The organism is Streptomyces sp. NBRC 110035 (assembly GCF_000829695.1).
Classification (GTDB): domain Bacteria; phylum Actinomycetota; class Actinomycetes; order Streptomycetales; family Streptomycetaceae; genus Streptomyces.
Map to the genome: position 1 here is coordinate 140,859 of NZ_BBNN01000029.1, position 18,436 is coordinate 159,294.

Annotated in this window: 16 protein-coding genes; 6 read left to right on the plus strand and 10 right to left on the minus strand. The window is 70.8% G+C overall.

Going from position 1 to position 18,436, the window contains the following annotated elements; all coding sequences use genetic code 11:
- Positions 1-36 precede the first annotated feature (36 nt).
- From TU30_RS19885 to TU30_RS19895, 3 genes are all read left to right on the plus strand, one after another.
- A complete protein-coding gene (locus tag TU30_RS19885; RefSeq protein ID WP_078878386.1) occupies positions 37-960 on the plus strand; it encodes a helix-turn-helix transcriptional regulator in 924 nt (307 codons plus the stop codon).
- Positions 960-1,184, plus strand: coding sequence for a DUF397 domain-containing protein (locus tag TU30_RS19890; protein ID WP_052479865.1), 225 nt, complete (start codon positions 960-962; stop codon positions 1,182-1,184). Before TU30_RS19885 ends, TU30_RS19890 begins: the two co-directional genes overlap by 1 nt.
- Positions 1,185-1,245: 61 nt before the next feature.
- Positions 1,246-1,449, plus strand: a complete 204-nt coding sequence (locus TU30_RS19895; protein WP_042171784.1) for a DUF397 domain-containing protein — start codon at positions 1,246-1,248, stop codon at positions 1,447-1,449.
- Between the two features lie 767 nt (positions 1,450-2,216).
- Here TU30_RS19895 and TU30_RS19900 read toward each other — a convergent pair.
- The 4 genes from TU30_RS19900 to galT all read right to left on the minus strand — a co-directional run bounded on the left by TU30_RS19900 (position 2,217) and on the right by galT (position 6,301).
- Entirely contained in the window at positions 2,217-2,435 is a 219-nt protein-coding gene (locus TU30_RS19900; RefSeq protein WP_042171786.1) for a hypothetical protein, read from the minus strand.
- Between the two features lie 578 nt (positions 2,436-3,013).
- Positions 3,014-4,195 carry a galactokinase gene (gene galK / locus TU30_RS19905; protein WP_042171860.1) on the minus strand — a complete coding sequence of 394 codons (1,182 nt, stop codon included), beginning with the start codon at positions 4,193-4,195 and terminating at the stop codon, positions 3,014-3,016.
- Positions 4,196-4,271: 76 nt separating this feature from the next.
- Complete coding sequence (gene galE, locus TU30_RS19910; protein WP_042171788.1) at positions 4,272-5,243, minus strand: UDP-glucose 4-epimerase GalE; 972 nt, start codon at positions 5,241-5,243, stop codon at positions 4,272-4,274.
- Entirely contained in the window at positions 5,240-6,301 is a 1,062-nt protein-coding gene (galT, locus tag TU30_RS19915; protein ID WP_042171789.1) for a galactose-1-phosphate uridylyltransferase, read from the minus strand. Before galT ends, galE begins: the two co-directional genes overlap by 4 nt.
- Before the next feature lie 218 nt (positions 6,302-6,519).
- On the opposite strand from galT, the gene TU30_RS19920 reads away from it, so the two are divergent.
- A complete protein-coding gene (locus tag TU30_RS19920; protein WP_234307918.1) occupies positions 6,520-8,256 on the plus strand; it encodes a sodium:solute symporter family protein in 1,737 nt (578 codons plus the stop codon).
- A 21-nt stretch (positions 8,257-8,277) separates the two neighbouring features.
- Positions 8,278-8,670, plus strand: coding sequence for a hypothetical protein (locus TU30_RS19925; protein WP_234307919.1), 393 nt, complete (start codon positions 8,278-8,280; stop codon positions 8,668-8,670).
- 106 nt (positions 8,671-8,776) lie between these two features.
- Here the strand turns inward: TU30_RS19925 and TU30_RS19930 are convergent, their stop codons facing one another.
- The 4 genes from TU30_RS19930 to TU30_RS19945 form a co-directional block, all read right to left on the minus strand.
- Positions 8,777-9,469, minus strand: a complete 693-nt coding sequence (locus TU30_RS19930; RefSeq protein ID WP_042171792.1) for a LuxR C-terminal-related transcriptional regulator — start codon at positions 9,467-9,469, stop codon at positions 8,777-8,779.
- A 259-nt stretch (positions 9,470-9,728) separates the two neighbouring features.
- A complete protein-coding gene (locus TU30_RS19935; protein WP_078878381.1) occupies positions 9,729-11,846 on the minus strand; it encodes a PQQ-binding-like beta-propeller repeat protein in 2,118 nt (705 codons plus the stop codon).
- Positions 11,847-11,961: 115 nt separating this feature from the next.
- Complete coding sequence (locus tag TU30_RS19940; protein ID WP_042171795.1) at positions 11,962-13,737, minus strand: PQQ-binding-like beta-propeller repeat protein; 1,776 nt, start codon at positions 13,735-13,737, stop codon at positions 11,962-11,964.
- A 299-nt stretch (positions 13,738-14,036) separates the two neighbouring features.
- Complete coding sequence (locus TU30_RS19945; RefSeq protein WP_042171797.1) at positions 14,037-15,860, minus strand: ABC-F family ATP-binding cassette domain-containing protein; 1,824 nt, start codon at positions 15,858-15,860, stop codon at positions 14,037-14,039.
- A gap of 143 nt (positions 15,861-16,003) precedes the next feature.
- Between TU30_RS19945 and TU30_RS19950 the strand changes: the two genes are divergently transcribed.
- The gene (locus TU30_RS19950) at positions 16,004-16,609 is read left to right on the plus strand and encodes a Uma2 family endonuclease (protein WP_234307920.1); all 606 of its coding nucleotides are present in this window, start codon (positions 16,004-16,006) and stop codon (positions 16,607-16,609) included.
- 9 nt (positions 16,610-16,618) lie between these two features.
- On the opposite strand, the gene TU30_RS19955 is transcribed toward TU30_RS19950, so the two are convergent.
- Together TU30_RS19955 and rsmA are read right to left on the minus strand one after the other, a co-directional pair.
- On the minus strand, positions 16,619-17,515 hold the full coding sequence (locus TU30_RS19955; protein ID WP_042171801.1) for a 4-(cytidine 5'-diphospho)-2-C-methyl-D-erythritol kinase: 897 nt from the start codon (positions 17,513-17,515) through the stop codon (positions 16,619-16,621).
- Positions 17,512-18,408 (minus strand): 16S rRNA (adenine(1518)-N(6)/adenine(1519)-N(6))-dimethyltransferase RsmA, encoded by an 897-nt coding sequence (rsmA, locus tag TU30_RS19960; RefSeq protein WP_042171803.1) that lies wholly within the window; start codon positions 18,406-18,408, stop codon positions 17,512-17,514. Before rsmA ends, TU30_RS19955 begins: the two co-directional genes overlap by 4 nt.
- Positions 18,409-18,436 lie beyond the last annotated feature (28 nt).

An 18,436-nucleotide genomic window follows, 5' to 3' on the forward strand; every position in this document is an offset into this window, starting at 1 on the left:
CGCATGGGTGACGCCCGCCAGAACACACGTGCGGGCATGGTCGATGACCCGCTCGGAACGCCCCGACAATGGCACGGACACGAAGAGAGGACAGCCGTGGGACCAACCACCAGGCGTCGCCAACTCGGCGCCGAACTGAAGCGCTTGAGGGATCAGAAAGGGATCGCCCTTGAACTGGCCGGCGAAGCGGCCGGGGTCTCCCGAGCCACCGTGAACCGGTACGAGTCGAATAGCGGACCGGTGAAATGGCTGGTCGTGGACGCGCTGTGCCGCGCATACGGCACAACGGACGAAGAACGTACGGCACTCGTCTCACTCGCCAAGAACGCCAAGGTGCAGGGGTGGTGGAAGAGCTACAACGACGCCATCCCCGACTGGATCACACCGCTGCTCACCTTGGAGGACGAGGCCGTCGAGGAGTGCCACTGGGCCAACACCTACGTACCTGGCCTGCTGCAGAGCCGCGCGTACGCGACTGCCGTGATCCAGGCTGCCGAAGTACGCGCCCAACCGGAGCTGATCGAACGGATGGTGGACGTCCGGATGAAGCGGCAAGAGGTCCTCAAGAAGGAGAGCCCTCCTCACATCTGGGCCATTCTGGATGAGGCCGTCGTCCGACGCCGCGTCGGGTCACCGCAGGTCATGGCCGAACAGTTGGACCACCTGCGTACTGCGGCGGACACCCCGCACGTCACGGTGCAGATACTCCCGTTCGACGCCGGAGCCCACGGCGCCGAGAGCACGAGTTTCGTCATTCTGCGCGGCGCTGAACCGACGCTCGACGTGGTGCATCTGAGCAACCTCGGCGGAGCCCTGTATCTGGAGAAGCCCGCCGAGTCGGAGCGACATAGGGCGGTCTTCGAGTATCTGCGGTCGCAGGCGCTCAGTCCCTCGGACACAAGCAGTCTGCTCGCGGAGCTGGTCGGAGAGTTCACCACCACAGCACGCAAGGAGCGATGATGGCACCTGCTCAAGAGGCCGACAACGACGACGTCCGCTGGCTCACGTCCTCGTACAGCGGCGGAGCCGGAAGCGACTGCGTAGAGGTGGGCTTCGGTGGCCCGGTCACCTCGGTACGCGATTCGAAGGCTCCGCAGCAGGGCACGTTGACCGTGCGGACCAACACCTTCGCCGCCTTCGTCAACGACTTGAAAACGTGCGCGGACATACGCGAGGCAGGGTGACCCCTGCCCGACGCCGCTCCCCGCCGTCGACAACACGACAGGAGTACGTCCCACGGACGCGATGCCAACCCTCACTCGACTCAGGGCAGTCGACTGGTTCAAGAGCAGCTACAGCCCGGCGGACAACGAGTGCGTCGAGGTAGCCCACGCTTTCGACCGGGTCGGCATACGCGACTCCAAAGTCCCGGCTCTCGAAGGCTTCGTCGTGAGTACCGATGCGTTCACCGGATTCATCGACGGTCTCAGGAACAGTGTCACTCCCTGACGGCAGTCGAGAGCGTTCACCCCGAAGTCGGGCTGCAGCCGCCGCGACTCTGCCCGTCCTCAGTGAAGCGGAGGCTTCGCAGGACCGCCGCCATGACCGGGGCGTAGCACTCTTCCCAGTGGCCGACGTTCGGGGTGGAGAAGGCCATCAGGCACATGCGCCGGCCTTCTCCCTCTGCCTCTTCCGGGACCGGGATCATGGCATGGAACTGGGCGGTGAGTACGTCAACAGCTTCACCGTTCGGCGAGAAAACCGGCGAGAGCGTATAGACCTGACCACCTGTGAATACGGCTGTCGGAAGCGAGACCGCCACCACCGCCAAGCAGACAGCCGCTATCGACAGGACGATCGCTCCGGCCAGCGAGCCGCGCGGTCTGGTGCACTCTCACTCGGCGAAGTCGAGGTCGGCGAATCGGCTCCCGTGCCGGCACCCGCGATCTTGTCGTTGCCCTTGGAACCGTCATCTCCGCTCCCGCAGGCGGACAGCGACAGGATCCCAACAACGGCCAGCGCGATAGCTGCGAGCGGGGCGGCGGTTCACGGATGGCTCCCGATGGGGCGAGGGTTCTCGCAAGTACGCCAACGCTATCGACGGGACTGAGGCGACGACAGTTACCTCCTGGCCAAGCCCCACCCCCTGAACGGGGAAATCCCGACAGAAGCCGGCAAGATCGACAGGACTTCCGGGTCACTGTTTCGTAACGCAAGGTGTGAACGCCATGAGCGGCAGCACACTCTCCAGGTACGTCGACGGGCTCACGGCCGACTCAGACGTCCAAACTTGCCGCTCGTCCAGTGACACTGAGCGCTTCCACCATGCCCTCGCGCAAATCCTCGTGGCGCTGGTTTCGATGGACTCGTACCGCATCCGTGACCAGGCCCTTCCTCGGCAACCCCAGGAAACGCGCGCCCTGGCTGATCAACTTGTCCGTCACCGGGTCCATCCTGAGCGGCTCCTGCCGGAGCATCCTCGAAGTCGTGGTCATGGATCCTGCCTCCCCCACGACACCGTAGTACCTCAAAGGTTGACCTATCACGGACGGCCCACCGTGAGACGCGGCCCATCGGCCATCGGCTCTACTCGGGGAACCCGACGTGCACGTGCTCTCAGCGACGAGAGAGGCGGGAAGAGCACGCTGATCGATACCGGCCCGAGTACGGGCAGAGAGCGCACCCCGGTCAAGGCGCGTCGCGCCCCGGTACCGTGAAAGCGACACCGGGCGAGGGGCCCCGATCGCCATGGCCGCACAGCCGGCCGGCTTCGGCCCGCCCCGCCTCCCGCCCATGCGCACCATCGGCGGGCTTCGCACCGCCCTCGCCCTGGGGTACGGCTTTCCCACCGGTGCCGACGCCTTCGAGGCAGAGCTCGCCCGCGGGATCAACCATGCCGGCCCCGGCGATCCCGGCGGGGCGACCCGTCCGGCCGAGGAGTTCCGGGGGCGGGGCGTCGCCCGCCGGGATGCCGGCTTCGGCTGCGCGGTTGCCGCCGCCGTCGCCGGCATTCGGTCTGCCCGACGGGCCGCTCGGTGGGGGAGAACAGCCCGGAGGACTGAACCCGGTCCCCTCAGGCCACCCGTCGCGCCCCCGCCGAAGGCACCGCCTCGAAGACCCGGGGGGTCTTGAAGCCCGCGGTCGTGAAGGCGTCCTCGACTGCCTTGGTGATGGCCGGGACGTCGGTCTCCTCGGCCAGGACGATGGCCGAGCCGCCGAAGCCGCCGCCGGTCATGCGGGCGCCGAGGGCGCCGGAGGCGACGGCCGTGTCGACGACCAGGTCGAGTTCCGGGCAGGAGACACGGAAGTCGTCGCGCAGCGAGGCGTGGCCCGCGACGAGGACCGGGCCGATGGCGCGGGTGTCGCCCGCCTCCAGGAGGGCGACGACCCGCTCGACCCGCTCGTCCTCCGTCACCACGTGCCGGACCAGGCGGCGCACCTCGTCCTCGCCGTCGCCCAGCCGCTCCAGCGCCGCGTCGAGGCCGGCGTACGGGAGGTCCCGCAGGGCGTCGACGCCCAGGAGGGCGGCGCCCTTCTCGCAGCCGGCGCGGCGCTTGCCGTACTCGCCCTCGCTGTGGCTGTGCTTGACCCGGGTGTCGACCACCAGCAGGCGCATGCCCTCGGCGGCGAGGTCGAAGGGGATCTGGCGCTGGGAGAGGTCGCGGGTGTCGAGGAACAGGGCGTGCCCGCTCCCGCAGCAGGCGGACGCCGTCTGGTCCATGATGCCGACCGGGGCGCCGACGTACACGTTCTCCGCGCGCTGGCACAGGCGGGCCAGCTGCCAGCCGCGCAGGTCCAGTGCGTACAGGTCGTTGAGGGCCAGGGCGACGACGACCTCCAGGGCCGCCGAGGAGGACAGGCCGGCGCCGGCCGGGACCGTCGAGGCGAGGTGGATGTCCGCGCCGGTCACGGCGTGGCCGGCCTCGCGCAGGGCCCAGACCACGCCCGCCGGGTAGGCGGTCCAGTTCTTGTCCGCGCCGGGGGTGAGGGAGTCCACCGTCAGTTCCACGACCGGCGCCGCCACCTCGGCGGAGTGCAGGCGCAGGATGCCGTCGTCGCGCCGGGAGACCGCCGCGACCGCGGTGTGCGGCAGGGCGAACGGCATGACGAAGCCGTCGTTGTAGTCGGTGTGCTCGCCGATGAGGTTGACCCGGCCCGGTGCCGCCCAGACGCCCTGCGGCTCGGCTCCGTACAGTTCCCGGAATCGCTCGCCGACCGCTCCCGCGGCCGCCTCGCCGGTGGTGGACTCGCTCATGGCGTTCATGCCCTGGCCCTGACCCTTCGTCATCCCGAACCCGATCCCGGGCCCGATTCCGGGCCCGGTCGTCCTGCTACTGCTTGCTCTGCTGCTGCCGCTGCGCGAACTCCCACGCGTCCGCGACGATTCCGGCGAGGTCCGGGCGGGTCGGCTTCCAGCCCAGTTTCTCGTGGGCCGCGGCGGCCGACGCCACCAGGACCGCCGGGTCGCCGCCCCGGCGGGGGGCCACGGTCTCGGGGACCGGGTGGCCGGTGACCCGGCGGACCGTCTCGATCACCTCGCGGACGGAGAAGCCGCTGCCGTTGCCGAGGTTGCAGACGAGGTGTTCGCCGGGGGTCGCCGCGGTCAGGGCCAGCAGGTGGGCCTCGGCCAGGTCGGCGACGTGGATGTAGTCGCGTACGCAGGTGCCGTCCGGCGTCGGGTAGTCGTCGCCGTAGACGTTGATCGCGTCGCGGCGGCCCTGGGCCACCTGGAGCACGAGCGGGATCAGGTGGGACTCGGGATCGTGCCGCTCCCCGTACTGTCCGTACGCGCCTGCCACGTTGAAGTAGCGCAGCGAGACCGCGCCCAGGCCGTGGGCCGCCGCCTCGCCGGTGATCATGTGGTCGACGGCGAGCTTGGTGGCGCCGTAGGGGTTGGTGGGGCGGGTCGGGGCGGACTCGACGATCGGGACCTGCTCGGGCTCGCCGTAGGTGGCCGCCGTGGAGGAGAACACCAGCCGGCGCACCCCCGCCCCGCGCATGGCGCCGAGCAGGGCCATGGTGCCGCCGACGTTGTTCTCCCAGTACTTCTCGGGCTTCACGACGGACTCGCCGACCTGGGAGGACGCGGCGAAGTGCAGCACGCCGTCGAAGGAGGGGTCCAGCCACGCCGCCGCGTCACGGATGTCGCCCTCGGCGAAGGAGGCACCGGCCGGGACGGCCTCGCGTACGCCGGTGGAGAGGTCGTCCAGGACGACGACCTCGTGGCCCGCCTCCAGCAGATGCTGGGCGACGACACTTCCGACGTAGCCCGCGCCACCCGTGACCAGGTACTTCCCGCTCATGAACTCGCTACCTCTCGCAGTCGCTCGGCCGCGCGCTCCGGCGGCACGTCGTTGATGAACACGTTCATGCCGGACTCGGAGCCCGCGAGGAACTTCAGCTTGCCGGATGTGCGGCGGATGGTGAAAAGCTCGAGGTGGAGCGCGAAGTCGTCGCGCGTGACCCCGTCGAACTCCTCCAGCGCGCCGAACGGGGCCTGGTGCCAGGCCGCGATGTACGGGGTCGGGGGCTCGCCCTCGCCGAAGATCCGGTCGAACCGTCGCAGCAGTTCCAGGTAGACCCGGGGGAACTCCGCGCGTGCCGCCTCGTCGAGTCCCAGCAGGTCGGGCACCCGGCGCTTGGGGTACAGGTGGACCTCGTAGGGCCAGTGCGCGGCGTACGGCACGTAGGCGGCCCAGTGGTCGCTCTCCAGGACGGCCCGCTCCCCCGCCAGTTCCTCCGCCAGGACGGTGTCGAACAGGTTTGCCCCGCCGGATGCCTCCTTGTGTGCGGCCACTTGGCGGAGCATCAGGGCGGTACGGGGGGTGGTGAAGGGGTAGGCGTAGATCTGCCCGTGCGGGTGCTGGAGGGTGACGCCGATCTCGGCCCCCCGGTTCTCGAAGCAGAACACCTGGTCGACGGAGGGCAGATGGGACAGCTCCGACGTCCTGTCCGTCCACGCGTCCAGGACCAGGCGCACCTGCTCCTCGTCCAGGGAGCCGAAGGAGGCGTTGTGGTCGGAGGTGAAGCAGACGACCTCGCAGCGGCCGGAGTCGCCCGCCAGGGAGGGGAAGCGGTTCTCGAAGACCACGACGTCGTACGAGGAGTCGGGGATCTCGCCGAGCCGGTCGCCCTCGGAGGGGCACAGGGGGCATTCGTCGGCCGGCGGGTGGTAGATGCGGCCCTGGCGGTGGGAGGCGACGGCCACGGAGTCGCCGAGCAGCGGGTCGCGGCGGATCTCGGACGTCGTGACGGTGGCGTCCAGCGGGCGGCGGTCGGCCGCGTCGCGCACGGTGTCGTCACTGAGGTCGTAGTAGATGAGTTCGCGACCGTCGGCCAGCCGGGTCGAGGTCTTCTTCACGCCGGACGCTCCATTCGAGCCGTTCGCCGCGCCGCCTTCGCGGCGCCGTCATCACACATCTTCGCACACTTTCAACAGAAACCAACATACCAGAACACGACTCACCACGACAGTGCACATCAGAATCAAACAAAGAGCACCGGCGGACGTGTTCAATCCCTGAACACGGAGGCATTAGGTTCCGCGACGTATCGGTTCGCGCAACGAAGCGAGTACTCATGCAGACCCCCACAGATCCGACTGCACCCCTGAACGTTCCGGCCGGACCCGCCGGCCCCGTCGGCACGCTCCACCTCTCCGCCGAGCTGCGGCTCCCCACCAACTGGCTCGACTACCTGATCCTCGCGATCTACTTCGTCGTCGTCCTCGGCATCGGCTTCGCGGCCCGCAAGTCCGTGAAGACCAGCCTCGACTTCTTCCTGTCCGGCCGGTCCCTGCCCGCCTGGGTCACCGGCCTGGCGTTCATCGCCGCCAACCTGGGCGCCACCGAGATCCTGGGCATGGCCGCCAACAGCGCGCAGTACGGCGTCTACACCACGCACTGGTACTGGATCGGCGCCATCCCGGCGATGGTCTTCCTCGGCCTGGTGATGATGCCGTTCTACTACGGCTCCAAGGTCCGCTCGGTCCCCGAGTTCCTGCTGCTGCGCTTCGACAAGGCGGCCCACCTGCTCAGCGCACTGCTGTTCGCCTGCGCGTCCATCCTCATCGCCGGCGTCAACCTCTACGCGCTGGCGATCGTGGTCGAGGCGCTGCTGGGCTGGCCGCAGTGGGTGGCCATCGTGGTCGCGGGCTTCTTCGTGCTCGCGTACATCACCCTCGGCGGCCTGTCCTCGGCCATCTACAACGAGGTGCTGCAGTTCTTCGTCATCCTCGCCGCGCTCATCCCGATCACCGTGCTCGGGCTGAAGAGCGTGGGCGGCTGGGGCGGACTGTCCGACTCCCTCACCGAGTCCCGCGGCGCCGACTTCATGACCTCCTGGGGCGGCACCGGCATCGGCAGCGACAACCCGCTCGGGGCCAACTGGCTGACCATCGTCCTCGGCCTCGGCTTCGTCCTGTCCTTCGGCTACTGGACGACCAACTTCGCCGAGGTGCAGCGCGCCCTGTCCGCGAAGAACCTCTCCGCGGCCAAGCGCACCCCGCTCATCGCCGCGTTCCCGAAGATCTTCATCGTCTTCCTGGTGATGATCCCCGGCCTGGTCGCGGCCGTCCTGGTGCCGCAGATCGGCACCCCCGACTCCGATCTCCAGTACAACGACGCCATCCCGTACCTCATGGAACAGCTGCTGCCCAACGGTGTCCTGGGCATCGCGGTGACCGGTCTGCTGGCCGCGTTCATGGCGGGCATGGCGGCCAACATCTCGGCCTTCAACACGGTGTTCACCACCGACATCTGGGCACGGTACGTGGAGAAGGGCCGTGAGGACGCGTACTACGTCCGCTTCGGCCGGCTGATCACCGTGGTCGGGGTCCTGGCGTCGATCGGCACGGCCTTCCTGGCCTCGTCGTTCTCGAACATCATGAGCTACCTCCAGACCCTGTTCTCCTTCTTCAACGTGCCGATGTTCGTGGTCTTCATCATCGGCATGTTCTGGAAGCGGGCGTCGATGAAGTCCGGCTTCTGGGGCCTGCTCGCCGGCACCACCGCCGCGATGGTCAACTACTTCGTCCTCTACGAACAGGGCATCGTCGACATCCCCACCGACCAGGGGGCCAACTTCGTCTCCGCGATCGCGGGCTTCGTCGCCGGCGCGGTGGTGATGGTCGCGGTGTCGCTGTTCACCGCACCCAAGCCGGCCGAGGACCTCCAGGGCCTGGTCTACGGCACCACCTCGCCCGGCATGGCCGAGCCGCCCGCCGAGGGCGACGACGCCTGGTACCGCAAGCCGGCACTGCTCGGCTGGGGCGCGGTGGTCCTGGCGGCCGCCTGCTACATCCCGTTCTCGTTCTGATCGCGGGAGGATGGAGAGACCATGTCCGAACACAATTCCGAGCAGCACCGTCCCCGGCCCTCCCGGCCCGGGCCCCACTCCGCATCGTCGTCGTCCGCGCACTATTCGGACAAGGACCTCCAGGAGGAGGTCTCCGAGCTGCGGACCAAGTCCGCGACCGCCGCCCGCCTCTTCGACATCCGCCGCCTCATCGGCGCCCTGTTCGTGGTGTACGGCGTCATCGTCACGCTCGCGGGCATCACCGCGTCCGACGCGGACATCGACAAGGCCGCGGGCGTCAACATCAACCTGTGGACCGGCCTGGGCATGCTGGCCCTGGGCCTGTTCTTCCTCGTCTGGCTGAAACTGCGGCCCACGGCTCCGCCGACCCCGGACATCGTGGACGCCGTGGAGGAGGAACAGCGGGGCGACTGAGCACCCGCGGCACACGGCGGGGCGGGGCGCCCGCGGTACCGGCAGCGCACAGGCGCCGGCACCGCGAGCGCTCCGCCCCGCGAGCGCGTTCGCTCCTCCAGCGCGTTCACTCCTCGCAGGACGACGCCTTGCGCACCGGGCCCGCCCGGTCCAGCAGTCCCGTCCGGGCGGCCAGCGCCGCCGCCTCCAGCCTGGAGCCCACGCCGAGTTTCATCAGGACGCGCTGCACATGCGTACGCGCCGTGGACGGGGCTATGCCCATGCCCGCCGCGATCAGCCGGGTGTCCTCGCCCTCGGCGACCCGGACCAGGACCTCCACCTCCCGCGGGGTGAGCATCCTCAGCAGCCGCTGGCCCTCGTCGTCCGGCTGGGCCGCCGGGTTCAGCAGCTCGCCGAAGGCGCCGTGCAGCAGTTGCGGCGCCACCGCGGCCTCCCCCGCCCGCGCCTTCATGATCGCCCGTTCGACGCCCTCGATGCGTTCGTCGTGCCGGACGTAACCGGACGCGCCCGCCGCGAACGCCGCCGCGATCCCGCGGGGGCTGGGCACCGGGCCCAGCACCAGCACCGCCACCTGCGGCCGCTCCCGCTTGACCTTCACCACCGGGTCGAAGATCCCGGGCTCCGCCGGGGCCGCCGTCCCCAGCAGGCACACCTCCGGCGCTCTGCTGATCACCAGATCCGCTGCCCCCGCCACGGGTGCCGCCGCGGCCAGCACCCGGTGCCCCCGCAGCTTCAGTGCCGAGGCCAGCGCCTCCGCGAGCAGCCGGTGGTCGTCGACCACCATCAACCGCACGCCCATCGATCATCCCCCCAACCGCGGGCGCACCCCCGTGCGCCGCCTCCCCGGTCCCGGAAGCTACACGCTTGTTCGACGTCGCGCTCCCCCTACCGGCGAGAATCGCCCCGGATCGCCGAATTTCTCGTATTCGGCGGCGGTGAGCACCTGGTGAGCGGTACGTGTACGGCCCCGCTCTCTGGAACTCGCCGTTCGGCGAGTTCCAGAGAGCGGGGCCGTACGAACAGGCCTCACGAGCGGACCGGTACGGGCCGGAGAACGGTCAGCCGGTACCGAAAGCGACCGCCAGGTACTCCTTGTCGCCCGAGGACGACTCGCTGGCGTACACGTCCGACATGTACAGGCGGCCCTGCGAGTACAGGATCTCGGAGTAGTCGGGCGACATCCGCGTCTCCACGTCCCGCACGGATTCCGTCGCCGGGTTCTCCAGCAGCCTGGTCTCCTTGAAGGAACCGCCGTCGATGCTGACGATCTGCCCGCCCTTGTCGTAGGGGGGACGCTTGTAGGCGATGACGTTGTTGCCGTCCATGCGCAGCGGGACGATCCGGTAGCCGTCGCCCGCGTCGGCGCGCTGACCGGTCTGCTTGCCGGTCGACAGGTCGAAGACGACGATCTCGTTGGTCCGGCTGTACTCGCCCGTGCCGTCGTGCTCCTCGGTCGCGATGTACAGGCGGTCGTTGCCGACGGTCAGGCCGCTGCAGTGCTCGATCTTGGTGATGCCGTCGCAGCGGGCCGCGAACTCCTCGCCGGGCGCGGAGATACGGGTCCGCAGCTCGCCGCTCTTGTTGTCGATGGAGAAGAAGTCCGAGATGCCGCTGCCGTCACCGGCGGAGTCGCCGACGTCGGCGGCCACGACCAGCGGGTCGGTGGACACCACGGCCGCGTACTCGATGCCCTCGGTCATCTTGTACTCCGAGATCACCTTCCCGTCCTTCGGGTCGATGGTCTGGATGTGCAGCTGACGCTGGTCGTACGCACCGCACTTGCGCACCGCGACCATCTTCGGGCCGCCGCCGTAGCCGGAGTCGTAGCAGGCGTCGGACGTCTTGGGCGTCCACAGGGACGTGCCGGAGGTGATGTCCCAGGCGGCGCCGCCGCTGGTGCTGCCCGCCGCGACGGTGTTCCCGCTGACGGTGACGTTGTTGAAGCTGATCTCCTGGGTGCCGGACTCGGCCGTCTCGGACCACAGCTTCTCGCCGGTGGCGAGGTCGAAGGCCGCGACCTGCGTGCAGCGCTGCGGATCGGTCTTCGTCGGCATCTTCGGCTTGTAGACGATCGCCGTCCTGCCGTCCTCGGTGGCGTGGTCGCTGGCCTCGCACACCGGTCCGGGCAGGTCGAGCGTCCACAGCTCGCTGCCCTTGACGGCGTCGTACCCGACGACCTCGGCGACGCCGCTCTTGGCGTACACCTTGTCGGTCAGCCAGGAGCCGGAGGTGACGATGGTCGTGGTGTCCTTCGGGACCTTCGGCGCCGGCACCTGGAAGAGGACCTTGGCGGAGGGGTCGGCCGGGGCCTTCTCGTCGCCGCCGGCGGTGTCACCGCCGGAGCCGCCGCCCTCGGCGCCCTTCGTGTCGCCGCTGTCGCCCGAGTTCGCCGTGCTCTTCTTGTCGTCGTCGCCGCTGGACGAGGCGTACCAGACACCGCCGCCGACGATCAGGGCGATGGCCACGACCGCCGCCACGATGATCGCCAGCTGCGCGTTGATCCTCCGTCCGCCGCCGGGCGGGCCGGGCTGCGGCTGCATCGGCATGGTCGGCTGCTGGTAGCCGCCGTAGCCGGGCTGGCCGTAGGGCTGCTGCGGGTAGCCGTACGGCGGCTGCGGCTGGCCGTAGGCGCCGGGCGGGCCGGGCTGCGGCTGGCCCGGGTATCCGTAACCGGCCGGAGGCTGCTGCGGGTATCCGTAACCGGCCGGAGGCTGCTGCGGGTAGCCGTACCCGGGCGGCGGCTGCGGACCGCCCGGCGCCGGAGCGGCCGGCGGCGGAGCGGCCGGCGGCGGGGTCTGCGGGGGCGCCTGGGGCGACTGCTGCGGGGGCTGGGGGGCCTGCGGGTAGCCGTAGCCCGGCTCCGGGGTCTTGCCGAGGTCGGGCCCGCCCGGTGCGGACGGCGGCTGCTGCGCCGGCGGCGTCTGCGGCTGGGGCGGCTGCGGCTGCGGCTGCGGCTGGGGCTGCGGCTGGGGCTGCGGCTGGGGCGGCTGCGGCTGGGGCGTCGGCGAGGGCTCGGGCGGCGGACCGAAGCCCGGCTGGGCCTGCGGGGCCTCGGGAGCCTGCGGGGCCGACGGCTCGGGCTGCTGCTGCCCCTGCTGCTCGGGCTCGGACGGCGGACCGAAGCCCGGCTGGTGGGGCGGCTGGGGCGGCTGGGGCGGCTGGGGCGGCTGCGTCATGACGTGGACACCTCGAATGACTCGACGAAGGGGACGGGCGGCGGCGGGAAAGGGACCGGAAGGGGCGAGAGCGCCGGCCCGCCGGGGCCGGCGCGTTTCGCCGCTGCTGCGCGCCTCACTTGCCGTAGGCGAGCATCAGCTTCTCCTTCGTCCCGTCGTTGCCGGTCAGCCGGGTCGTCGAGATGTAGAAGCGGCCGTCGACCCAGTCGATCGACTTGCTGAAGAAGCTGTTCTCGATGGACGCGGTGCCCTGCGGGTTCTGCAGCAGAGTGACCGGTTCGTGGCTGCTGCCCCCGGTCGGGACGGAGACGACCCGGCCGCCCCCGTCGTACGACGGCTCCACGTAGGCGATGAGGTTGCCGCCCCCGGCCTTCATGGGCACCATCGAGTCCGCCGCGGGGGACTTCACCCGCCACTTCTCCTTGCCGGTGGCGAGGCTGATCGCGACGACCTCGTTGGCCCCGGTGGTCGCCTTGGTGGGCAGGTAGAGGGTGTCCCCCTCGACGACGACGCCCTCGCAGCCCTGGAGGTCACGGGCGAGGATGGCCCAGCCGCAGTCGGCGGAGAAGTCCTCGTCGACGTCGACCTGGGAACGGATCGAGCCGTCGGCGCCGAGCGCGGAGATGTTCCACGCCTTCTTGTCCTGGTTGGTGCTGTAGACGACCACCGGGTCGACGGAGTAGGCGCGCGAGACGCGCCAGCCCTTGTCGAACTTCCGGGTCCACTTGGCCTTGCCGGTCTTCGGGTCGAGCTCCTGGACCTCGTCGTGCTCGTTGTCACCGCCGGCGCCGCAGGACGCGACCTGGATCAGCCGCTCGCCACCCGCGAACCCGGCGGGGAAGCAGGCCTCGCCGTACTTCTTCTTGTCGTACATCTTGTCGCCGGACGTCACGTCGAACGCGGTGCCGGACTGCGAGCGGCCCACCATCAGCGTGTCACCGCTGAGGGTCATCTCGATGGAGAGCGCGGAGTCGAACAGCGCGCCGTCGGCGACCTCCTGCGTCCAGCCCTTGTCGCCGGTGTTCAGGTCGACGAGCTGGAGCTGGTTGCACTTGGCACGGTCGCTGCCGCCGCTCATGTACGCGACGACGACCTTGTCGTCGGCCGTCTTCTCCGAGGTGACCGCACAGATCTTCTGCGGGAGGGCCATGGGTTCCCAGGCCGGCTTGCCGTCGGCGACGTTGTAGGCGGAGAGCTCCTTGTAGGCCGCCTTCACCGCCGTCTTGTCGGTGATCCACATGCCGGGGGCGTCGGCTCCGGAACCGGGCGCGTCGGGCGCCTCCTTGTACCAGAGCACCTTGGCCTCGCCGGACTTGCGGCCCTCGTTGAGGTCCTCGGGGCCCGAGCCGCCGTCGCCCTCGCCGTCGCCCGGATTGACCGGGGCGCCGGACGGCTGGGGCTCGGGGTCGTCGCCGGTCTGCCGGGCGACGGGCTTCTTGTTCTTCTCGTCGTCGCCGCCGGAGACCGCCCACACGGTGCCGCCGACGACCAGCAGCGCCGCCACCGCGGCGCCGATGATCATGGCGGGCTTGCCCTTGAAGGGGCTGCCGGAACCGGGACCGGGCGGCGGGGTGCCGGGCGCGCCCGGGAACTGCGGCTGCGGATAGCCGTACCCCGGCTGCTGCCCGTACGGGCCGGGCTGCTGCGGCGGGCCGTAGGGACCGGAGGCGTACGGTCCGGGGGCGTACGGCCCCGGCTGCTGCCCGTACGGTCCCGGCTGCGGTGCGGGCGGTCCCTGCTGCGGGTAGCCGTACCCCGGCTGCGGCGGTTCACCGGACGGCGCTCCCTGCGGGGGCGGCGGGGCCGGAGCCCCGAAACCACCACCCGACGCGGGCGGGTCCTGCGGTGCTCCGAAGCCACCCTGCGGCGGCTGACTGGGCGGCTGAGCCATCAGCGCGTTCCCCCTTGCTCACTGATTTTTAGCCACACCCTGAGGTACGTGAGGTTCCCAGAGTCGCATTCACGCGGTTCTTATCTCTTCTCGGACGGGGTCTTTCTATCACCCGGGACCGACAGGTCACCGGGCCCCGTCCACCCCTGTTCCCAAGGAAGAACCGGCCTGTGATGCCCTCGTTACGCGCCTCCACGCCCCCTTCACACCCCGCACGCCCCGCGCTCGGGGGTGAGCGGGGGCGTGCGGGGTGCCTGCGCAGAGGGTGCGTGGGGGCGCGGGCGGGGTGGGGCCGGAGGTCAGGCGTCCTCGGCGAGTTCCAGCCACCTCAGTTCGAGCTCGTCCCGCTGGCCCGCCGTCTCCCGCAGCTCGGCGTCGAGTTGGGCCACCCTGGCGAAGTCCGTGGCGTTCTCGGCGATCGCGGCGTGCAGCGTGGCCTCCTTCTCGGAGACCTTGTCGAGCTGCCGTTCGATCTTCTGCAGTTCCTTCTTGGCGGCGCGCACCTCGGCGGCGCTCTTCTCGGGAGCGGCGTCCGCGGCCTCCTTCGCCGACGAGGCGGCGGAGGAGGCCGCGGAGGCGGCGGTCTCCTCCATCTTCCTGCGCCGCTCCAGGTACTCGTCGATACCGCGGGGCAGCATCCGCAGGGCGCCGTCGCCGAGCAGGGCGAACACCCGGTCGGTGGTGCGCTCGACGAAGAACCGGTCGTGGGAGATCACGATCATCGAGCCGGGCCAGCCGTCGAGGACGTCCTCGAGCTGGGTGAGGGTCTCGATGTCGAGGTCGTTGGTGGGCTCGTCGAGGAAGAGGACGTTGGGTTCGTCCATGAGCAGCCGCAGCAGCTGGAGCCGGCGCCGCTCACCGCCGGACAGGTCGCCCACGGGCGTCCACTGCTTGTCCTTGTTGAAGCCGAACGTCTCGCACAGCTGCCCGGCGGTCATCTCGCGCCCCTTGCCCAGGTCGACGCGCTCCCGGACCGCCTGCACGGCCTGCAGCACCCGCCAGGTGGGGTCGAGTTCGGCGACCTCCTGGGAGAGGTAGGCGAGCCTGACCGTCTTGCCGACGTGGATCCGTCCCGCCACAGGCTGGACCTCGCCCTCGCTGCGGGCGGCCTCGGTCAGCGCCCGCAGCAGGGACGTCTTCCCGGCGCCGTTGACACCGACCAGGCCGATCCGGTCGCCGGGGCCCAGCTGCCAGGTGAGGTGCTCGATCAGCACCTTGGGCCCCGCCTGGACGGTGACGTCCTCCAGGTCGAAGACCGTCCTGCCGAGCCGGGAGGAGGCGAACTTCATCAGCTCGCTGCTGTCCCGGGGCGCCGGGACGTCCTTGATCAGCTCGTTGGCGGCCTCGACGCGGAAGCGCGGCTTGGACGTCCGCGCGGGTGCCCCGCGGCGCAGCCAGGCCAGCTCCTTGCGGACCAGGTTCTGCCGCTTGACCTCCTCGGTGGCGGCGATGCGCTCCCGCTCGGCGCGGGCGAAGACGTAGTCGGAGTAGCCGCCCTCGTATTCGTACACGTCACCGCGTTGCACGTCCCACATCCGGGTGCAGACCTGGTCGAGGAACCAGCGGTCGTGGGTGACGCAGACGAGGGCGGAGCGCCGCTCCCGCAGGTGCCGGGCGAGCCAGGCGATGCCCTCGACGTCGAGGTGGTTGGTGGGCTCGTCGAGGACGACCAGGTCCTGGTCGTCGATGAGGAGCTTGGCGAGCGCGATCCGGCGCCGCTCGCCACCGGAGAGCGGTCCGATGACGGTGTCCAGGCCCTTGGGGAAGCCCGGCAGGTCGAGCCCGCCGAACAGGCCGGTCAGGACGTCCCTGACCTTGGCGTTGCCCGCCCACTCGTGGTCGGCCATGTCGCCGATGACCTCGTGCCGGACGGTGGCCCGGGGGTCGAGGGAGTCGTGCTGGGTCAGCACGCCGAGGCGCAGTCCGCCGGAGTGCGTGACCCGCCCGGTGTCCGCCTCCTCCAGCTTGGCGAGCATCCGGATCAGGGTGGTCTTGCCGTCGCCGTTGCGCCCGACGACACCGATGCGGTCCCCCTCCGAGACGCCCAGGGAGATGCCGTCGAGGAGGGCACGGGTGCCGTACACCTTGCTGACGTTCTCGACATTGACCAGATTGACGGCCATTACGCTCCTGCCTGGGGGGTCGATCAGCTGTCCAGCGTAGGCCCTGGCGGACAGCGGGCGGGACGCGAGAGGGCCGTCACTCTTTGTGATGACGTGATCGGAAACGGGCGGCTACCGTAGGGGCAGGCAGCAGGATCCCGTCCATGGGAGGAACCATGACCGCCGAGTCCGTAGAGCACCGCCACCACTGGCCGGTGCCGCCCGTGGACGGCTACACCGTGGACGACCTGTTCACACTGCCCGATCTCCCGCCGCACACCGAGCTGATCGACGGGAGTCTCATCACCGTGGGTCCGCAGCGCAATTTCCACGCAGACGTGATCGACCTGCTGGTCAGCGGCCTACGGCGAGACATGCCGAAGAAGTTCAGGGTGAAGCGGGAGATGACCATCGTCCTGGACCGGCGCAACGGGCCGGAACCCGATGTGAGCGTGGTCTTCGCCGAGGCGGTCCGTGGCCCTGATCAGACCGGTTACCAGGCCCAGGACGTGCTGCTGGCCGTCGAGGTCGTGTCCCCGGACTCGGAGTCCCGCGACCGTACGACCAAGCCGCAGAAGTACGCCGCCGCCGGCATCCCCCACTTCTGGCGCGTCGAGCGCGACGGCACCGGCGGCAGCCCACTCGTCCACGTGTACGAGAGGGACCCGTTGACCCTCACGTACGTGCACATGGGCATGCACCGCGACCGGATCAAGGTCGACCACCCCTATGCCATCGACATCGACCTGACCGCCGTCACCGAGCTCTGAACCGGGCCCTCACACCACCGTCGCCCCCGGCACCGGCCCCGACGCCGTGCGCACCGTGCGGCAGGTGCCGGAGTCGCCCAGCGCGTCCGAGACCGCCTCCGCCGCCTCCGCGTCCCGGGCGAGGAAGGCCGTGGTCGGCCCCGAGCCCGAGACCAGGGCGGCCAGCGCACCTGCCGCGCGTCCCGCCGCCAGGGTGTCGGCCAGCTCGGGGAACAGCGACAGCGCCGCGGGCTGGAGGTCGTTGGAGACCGCGGCGGCGAGCGCCTCGGGATCGCCCTTGGCGAGGGCGTCGAGCAGGTCCTGCGAGGCCACGGGCTCGGGGACGTCCCGGCCCTCGGCGAGCCGGTCGAACTCCCGGAAGACCGCCGGGGTGGACAGCCCGCGCCGGGCCATCGCGAAGACCCAGTGGAAGGTGCCGCCGACCTCCAGCTCCGTCAGCCTCTCGCCCCGCCCGGTGCCCAGCGCCGCCCCGCCGACCAGCGCGAACGGCACGTCGCTGCCCAGCTCGGCGCAGATCTCGAGCAGTTCCTGCCGTGAGGCGCCGGTCCCCCACAGCGCGTCGCAGGCCAGCAGGGCGCCGGCGCCGTCCGCGCTGCCGCCCGCCATGCCGCCGGCGACGGGGATGTCCTTGGTGATGTGGAGGTGCACGTCGGCGTCCCGGCCGTAGCGCCCGGCGAGCGCGAGGGCCGCGCGGGCGGCGAGGTTCGTACGGTCCAGGGGCACCTCGGCGGCGTCCGGCCCCTCGCAGGTGACGCGCAGGCCGTCGGCGGACGGCGTGACGGTGACCTCGTCGTGGAGGCCGACCGCGAGGAACACGTTGGCCAGGTCGTGGAAGCCGTCGGGGCGGGCCGCGCCGACCGCGAGCTGGACGTTGACCTTGGCGGGCACGCGGACGGTGACGCTCACGCGACGGGCTCCTCGGACGGCTCGGGCTCCTCGGACTGCTTGTGCTCGGCGATGCGCGCGAACTCCTCGACGGTCAGGGACTCGCCGCGGGCCTGCGGCGACACCCCGGCGGCGACCAGTGCGGCCTCCGCCGCCGCGGCCGAGCCCGCCCATCCGGCGAGGGCCGCCCGCAGGGTCTTGCGGCGCTGGGCGAAGGCCGCGTCGACGACGGCGAAGACCTCGCGCCGGGTGGCGGTGGTCCTCGGCGGCCCGTCGCGGCGGACGAGGGAGACCAGACCGCTGTCGACGTTGGGCGCCGGCCAGAACACGCTCCGCCCGATGGCGCCGGACCGCTTGACCTCGGCGTACCAGTTGGCCTTGACCGAGGGTACGCCGTACACCTTCGAGCCGGGCGGGGCGGCGAGCCGGTCGGCGACCTCGGCCTGGACCATGACGAGGCTGCGCTCGATGCTCGGGAAGGTCTCGAGCATGTGCAGCAGCACCGGGACGGCCACGTTGTAGGGCAGGTTGGCGACCAGCGCGGTCGGGGCGGGTCCCGGCAGCTCGGTGACCCGCATCGCGTCGCAGTGGACCAGCGCGAACCGGTCGGCGCGCTGCGGCATCCGGGCCGCGACGGTCGCGGGCAGCGCGGCGGCCAGGACGTCGTCGATCTCGACGGCGGTGACCCGGTCGGCGGCCTCCAGCAGCGCCAGGGTGAGCGAGCCGAGCCCCGGGCCGACCTCGACGACCACGTCGTCGGGGCGGACCTCGGCGGTGCGCACGATACGGCGGACCGTGTTCGCGTCGATCACGAAGTTCTGACCGCGCTGCTTGGTGGGCCGTACGCCGAGCGCGGCCGCGAGTTCGCGGACGTCGGCGGGGCCCAGGAGGGCGTCGGGGGTGGGGCTCGTCACGGGACAAGGGTACGGGGCGCGGGACCCC